Below are 5383 nucleotides of genomic sequence, written 5' to 3'. Positions count from 1 at the left end.
TCGGCCACCAGGTCGAGGATGGCCGACACGCCGTCGATCTCGAGTGCCACGGTGGGCCGCAGGCCGATGGCGGCCATCTCGGCCTCCAGGTGCATGCGCAGCGCGTTGGGCCGGCTCGGGATCACCAGCGGCAGCGCGGCCACCTCGGCCAGCGGCACGGGCGGTGGCGGCGGTTCCTCGGCCAGGCCGGGCGGGCGCGGTTGCACCAGCATCAGCTCCTCTTCCATCAGCGGGGTGATCTCGATGTCGGGCGCCGGCGTGGCGTTGTAAAGCACCGCAATGTCCAGCCGGCCGGTGTGCAGCCATTCCTGCATGGTGGCCGACAGGCCCTCGCTGATCGACAGGCTGGCCTCGGGCAGCTGGGCCCGGAAAGCCCGCGTCAGCGGCACCGTCATCACGCGCGCCAGGCTGGGCGGCAGGCCGATGGCCACGCGCCCGGCCAACGCACCCCGCACCCGGCCCAGCTCTTCGCGCGCGCGCTCCACCTGGTGCAGGATGCCGCGGCCATGTTCCAGCAGCAGCTTGCCGGCGTCGGTCGGCGTGGCGCCGCGGCCGTTGCGCACCAGCAGGTTCTGACGCAGCTCCACCTCCAGCAGGCGCACCTGGCGCGAGAGCGCGGGCTGGGCCACGTCCAGCGCCAGGGCGGCCTTGGTGAAGCTGCCCAGCTCGGCGACGCGGACGAAATACTCGAGTTGCTTGAGATCCATGCAGGTCCTGCGGTGAGGGCCTGATTATTTCACTTTGTGATAGCTCGGCGTTGGTTATGTGGAAACGGTCGGATCAGTCCACCTTCACCCGCCCCGAGGTGATCACCGGCTTCCAGCGCTCGATTTCACGGGCGATGTATTGGCCGAAAGCCTCGGGCGTGGTCGGGTTGGCCACCGCGCCCTCGGCGCCCAGGCGCTTCTTGAGCTCGGCCGAGTTCAGCGCGGCGTTGATGGCCTGATTGAGCCTGGCCACGATGTCGGCCGGCGTGCCGGCCGGCGCGACCACGCCGTACCACTGGTCGGCCTCGAAGTCCTTCAGACCCAGCGCTTCGTTGACCGTGGGCACGTCGGGCAGCGCCTCGACGCGCGCTTTGCCCGAAACCGCCAGCGCCTTGAGCTGGCCGCTGCGCACCTGGGCGATGACGGCGGGCACGCCGGTGAACAGCACCTGGGTCTGGCCGGCCACCAGGTCGTTCACCGCGGGCGCCGTGCCGCGGTAGGGTATGTGTACCAGCGAGATGTTGGTGCGCATCTTGAGGTATTCGGTGGCCAGGTTGGCGGCGCTGCCGTTGCCGCCCGAGCCGTAGTTCAGCCGGCCCGGGTTGGACTTGGCGTAGGCCACGAACGCTTGCATGTTGGCCGCCGGCGTCGACGGGTGCAGCACCAGTACGTTGGGCACGTTGGCCACCCAGGCCACGGGGGTGAAGTCCTTGAGCGGCTGGTAGGGCAGCTTGGGGTAGAGGCTGGGGTTGACGGCCAGCGTGCCGATGTGGCCCATGAGCAGGGTGTAGCCGTCCGGTGCGGCTTTGGCCACCTTGTCGGCGCCGATGGCGCCGCCCGCGCCGGGCACGTTTTCCACCACCACCGAGGCGTTCCAGGCCTTGCCCAGCTCCAGGCCGATGGCGCGCGCCAGGATGTCGGTGCTGCCACCGGGCGTGAACGGCACGACCAGGCGGATCGGTCGGTTCGGGTAGGCCTGGGCCAGGGCCGCGAGGGGCAGGGTGGCCAGCAGGCCCAGGCCCATCCATCGAACCAGGTGGCGGCGGGCGGTCGGCAGGTGCATGGAGGTCTCCTTGATCGGTGTGTGGGGTCTGCTCGCGCAGTATGCCCAGAAAGGCACGGGCGCACAGCGCGTGGGGGGCTATCGCATCCCGGCATGGCGGCGTTGACTCATGTGCTTTTGCGATATCTGGTAGAGGGTTATATCGCTTGTGATGCCACTGACCACCCACCAGAATGCGGACCATCGACAGCACCCAGGAGACCCGCGCATGAGCCAGCACAAGCCCCTCATCATCGACTGCCATGGCCACTACACCACGGCCCCCAAGGCGCTGGAGAACTGGCGCAACGCGCAGATCGCCGGCATCAAAGACCCGGCCCTCATGCCCAAGGTGGCCGACCTGAAGATCAGCGACGACGAGCTGCGCGAGTCGATCGAGACCAACCAGCTGCGTCTGATGAAAGAGCGTGGCTCGGACATCACCATCTTCAGCCCGCGCGCCAGCTTCATGGCCCACCACATCGGCGACTTCAACGTGTCGTCCACCTGGGCCGCGATCTGCAACGAGCTGTGCTACCGGGTCTCACAGCTGTTCCCCGACAACTTCGTGCCCGCCGCCATGCTGCCGCAGTCCCCCGGCGTGGACCCGGCCACCTGCATCCCCGAACTGGTCAAGTGCGTGGAGCAGTACGGCAACGTGGGTCTGAACCTCAACCCCGATCCGTCCGGCGGCCACTGGACCAGCCCGCCACTGACCGACCGCGCCTGGTACCCCATCTACGAGAAGATGGTGGAGTACGACATCCCCGCGATGATCCACGTCTCGACGTCCTGCAACGCCTGCTTCCACACCACCGGCGCGCACTACCTGAACGCCGACACCACGGCCTTCATGCAGCTGATCCAGGGCGACCTGTTCAAGGACTTCCCGACGCTGAAGTTCATCGTCCCCCACGGCGGCGGCGCGGTGCCCTACCACTGGGGTCGCTTCCGTGGTCTGGCGCAGGAAATGAAGAAGCCCCTGCTCAAGGACCACCTGCTGAACAACGTGTTTTTCGACACCTGCGTGTACCACCAGCCCGGCATCGACCTGCTGACCAAGGTGATCCCGGTGGAGAACATCCTGTTCGCGTCCGAAATGATCGGTGCCGTGCGCGGCATCGACCCCGAGACCGGCAACTACTACGACGACACCAAGCGCTACATCGAAGCGAGCACCATCGTCGTGGGCGACGACCGCTACAAGGTGTACGAAGGCAACGCGCGGCGCGTGTTCCCGCGCCTGGACGCTGCCCTGAAAGCCAAGGGCCGCTGAGCCCACCATCTCATTCAAGCATCCAGGAGACTGAACATGTACGAACTCGGCGTCGTTTACCGCAACATCACCCGCGCCGACCGCGCAGCCGCCGACGGCCTGGCCGCGCTGGGCTCGGCCACCGTGCACGAGGCCATGGGCCGCGTCGGCCTGCTCAAGCCCTACATGCGCCCGATCCAGACCGGCGTGCAGGTCTCGGGCACGGCCATCACCGTGCTGCTGCAACCCGGTGACAACTGGATGATGCACGTGGCCGCGGAGCAGATCCAGCCCGGCGACATCGTGGTCGCGGCCGTCACGGCCGAGTGCACCGACGGCTACTTCGGCGACCTGCTGGCCACCAGCTTCCAGGCGCGCGGCGCCCGCGGCCTGATCATCGACGCCGGTGTGCGCGACGTGAAGACGCTCAAGGAAATGAACTTCCCGGTCTGGTCCAAGGCGATCAGCAGCAAGGGCACGATCAAGGCCACGCTGGGCTCGGTGAACATCCCCATCGTCTGCGCCGGCATGCTGGTGAACCCGGGCGATGTGGTCGTGGCCGACGACGACGGCGTGGTGTGCGTGCCCAAGGCGATCGCGCAGAAGACGCTGGAAGCGGCGATCAAGCGCGAGAGCTTCGAGGGCGAGAAGCGTGACAAGCTGGCCTCGGGCGTGCTGGGGCTGGACATGTACAAGATGCGCGAGCCTCTGGCGGCTGCTGGCCTTCGTTACATCGACTGAGTTTTCTCCGGCTGGTCCGGCGGCGACGCCGGCAGCCAGCGGGACTCATCGGTCGCTGCGCGCCAGCAAATCGCCCCGCTGCCTGCCGCCATCACCGCCTCCTTTGCACGCAAACAGATTGAAAGCACTTCAATGAGCAAACCCACTTCCGGTGACTTCACCAAAACCGCGGGCTGGATGGACTGGTACACCGGTCCGTCCAAGCCCAAGTTCCAGCTGCCCGCGGGCGCGGTGGACGCGCACTGTCATGTGTTCGGCCCCGGGGCAGAGTTCCCCTACGCCCCCGAGCGCAAGTACACGCCCTGCGACGCGAGCAAGCACGAGCTGTATGCGCTGCGCGACCACCTGGGCTTTGCCCGCAACGTGATCGTTCAGGCCACCTGCCACGGCGCCGACAACCGCGCCATGGTGGATGCGTGCCTGTCCTCGGGCGGCAAGGCGCGTGGCGTGGCCACGGTCAAGCGCTCGGTGACCGACGAAGAACTGCAGCAGCTGCACGCCGCCGGCGTGCGCGGCGTGCGTTTCAACTTCGTCAAGCGCCTGGTGGACTTCACGCCCAAGGACGAGCTGATGGAGATCGCCGGCCGCATCGCCAAGCTGGGCTGGCACGTGGTCATCTACTTCGAGGCGGTGGACCTGCCCGAGCTGTGGGACTTCTTCACCGCGCTGCCCACCACCGTGGTGGTGGACCACATGGGCCGGCCGGACGTGAGCCTGCCAGTGGACGGCCCGCAGTTCGCACTGTTCGAGAAGTTCATGCGCGAACACACCAATGTGTGGAGCAAGGTGAGCTGCCCCGAGCGCCTGTCCGTCACCGGCCCCAAGGCGCTGAACGGCGAGCAGAACGCGTACACCGACGTGATTCCGTTTGCCAAACGCATCGTCGAACAGTTCCCGGACCGCGTGCTCTGGGGCACCGACTGGCCGCACCCCAACCTCAAGGACCACATGCCCGACGACGGCCTGCTGGTCGACTTCATCCCGCACATCGCGCCGACGGCCGAGCTGCAGCAGAAGCTGCTCGTGACGAACCCGATGCGTCTTTATTGGCCAGAGGAGGTCTGACATGGCACTCGACAAACCCTACAAGGACGTGCCCGGCACGATCATCTTTGACGCCGAGCAGAGTCGCAAAGGCTACTGGCTCAACCAGTTCTGCATGTCGCTGATGAAGGCCGAGAACCGCGAGCGCTTCAAGGCCGACGAGCGCGCCTACCTCGACGAGTGGGCGATGACGGAAGAGCAGAAGCAGGCTGTGCTGGCGCGCGATCTCAACTGGTGCATGCGCACCGGCGGCAACATCTACTTCCTGGCCAAGATTGGCGCCACCGACGGCAAGAGCTTCCAGCAGATGGCCGGCTCCATGACCGGCATGACCGAGCAGGAGTACCGCGACATGATGATCAGCGGCGGTCGCAGCGCAGAAGGCAACCGCTACCTCGGTGAAGACGGCGACGCACAACCTCACCGCCAGCCGCAAGGCGCCGCAGCAAAGAAGGCTTGACCATGGCAAAGATCACCGCATCCGTTTTCACCTCGCACGTGCCCGCCATCGGCGCAGCCATGGACCTGGGCAAGACGCAAGAGGACTACTGGAAGCCGCTGTTCGCGGGGTACGACTACTCCAAGCAGTGGATG

The 5383-nt window shown here is 66.7% G+C and carries 6 protein-coding genes and 1 pseudogene; 5 read left to right on the top strand and 2 right to left on the bottom strand.

Annotated features, from left to right (window positions below; translation table 11 throughout):
• On the bottom strand, window positions 1-707 hold a 707-nt coding region (locus ACR2JA_RS18200; RefSeq protein WP_434010481.1), incomplete at its 3' end, for a LysR substrate-binding domain-containing protein.
• A gap of 73 nt (window positions 708-780) precedes the next feature.
• Window positions 781-1770 (bottom strand): Bug family tripartite tricarboxylate transporter substrate binding protein, encoded by a 990-nt coding sequence (locus ACR2JA_RS18195; protein ID WP_434010480.1) that lies wholly within the window; start codon window positions 1768-1770, stop codon window positions 781-783.
• A gap of 208 nt (window positions 1771-1978) precedes the next feature.
• Between ACR2JA_RS18195 and ACR2JA_RS18190 the strand changes: the two genes are divergently transcribed.
• The 5 genes and pseudogenes from ACR2JA_RS18190 to ACR2JA_RS18170 form a co-directional block, all read left to right on the top strand.
• Entirely contained in the window at window positions 1979-3025 is a 1047-nt protein-coding gene (locus tag ACR2JA_RS18190; protein WP_434010479.1) for an amidohydrolase family protein, read from the top strand.
• 36 nt (window positions 3026-3061) lie between these two features.
• Window positions 3062-3745: a 4-carboxy-4-hydroxy-2-oxoadipate aldolase/oxaloacetate decarboxylase gene (gene ligK / locus ACR2JA_RS18185; RefSeq protein WP_434010478.1), complete on the top strand. Its 684-nt coding sequence runs from the start codon at window positions 3062-3064 to the stop codon at window positions 3743-3745.
• Window positions 3746-3877: 132 nt separating this feature from the next.
• On the top strand, window positions 3878-4810 hold the full coding sequence (locus ACR2JA_RS18180) for an amidohydrolase family protein (RefSeq protein WP_434010477.1): 933 nt from the start codon (window positions 3878-3880) through the stop codon (window positions 4808-4810).
• 1 nt (window position 4811) lies between these two features.
• Entirely contained in the window at window positions 4812-5249 is a 438-nt protein-coding gene (gene ligA / locus ACR2JA_RS18175) for a protocatechuate 4,5-dioxygenase subunit alpha (RefSeq protein ID WP_434010476.1), read from the top strand.
• A 2-nt stretch (window positions 5250-5251) separates the two neighbouring features.
• A pseudogene (locus tag ACR2JA_RS18170) lies at window positions 5252-5383 on the top strand (protocatechuate 3,4-dioxygenase); the annotation flags it as partial.

Source organism: Hydrogenophaga sp. (genome assembly GCF_051007235.1).
Taxonomy (GTDB): Bacteria; Pseudomonadota; Gammaproteobacteria; order Burkholderiales; family Burkholderiaceae_C; genus Hydrogenophaga.
This window is presented reverse-complemented; position numbering and strand designations above follow the sequence as displayed.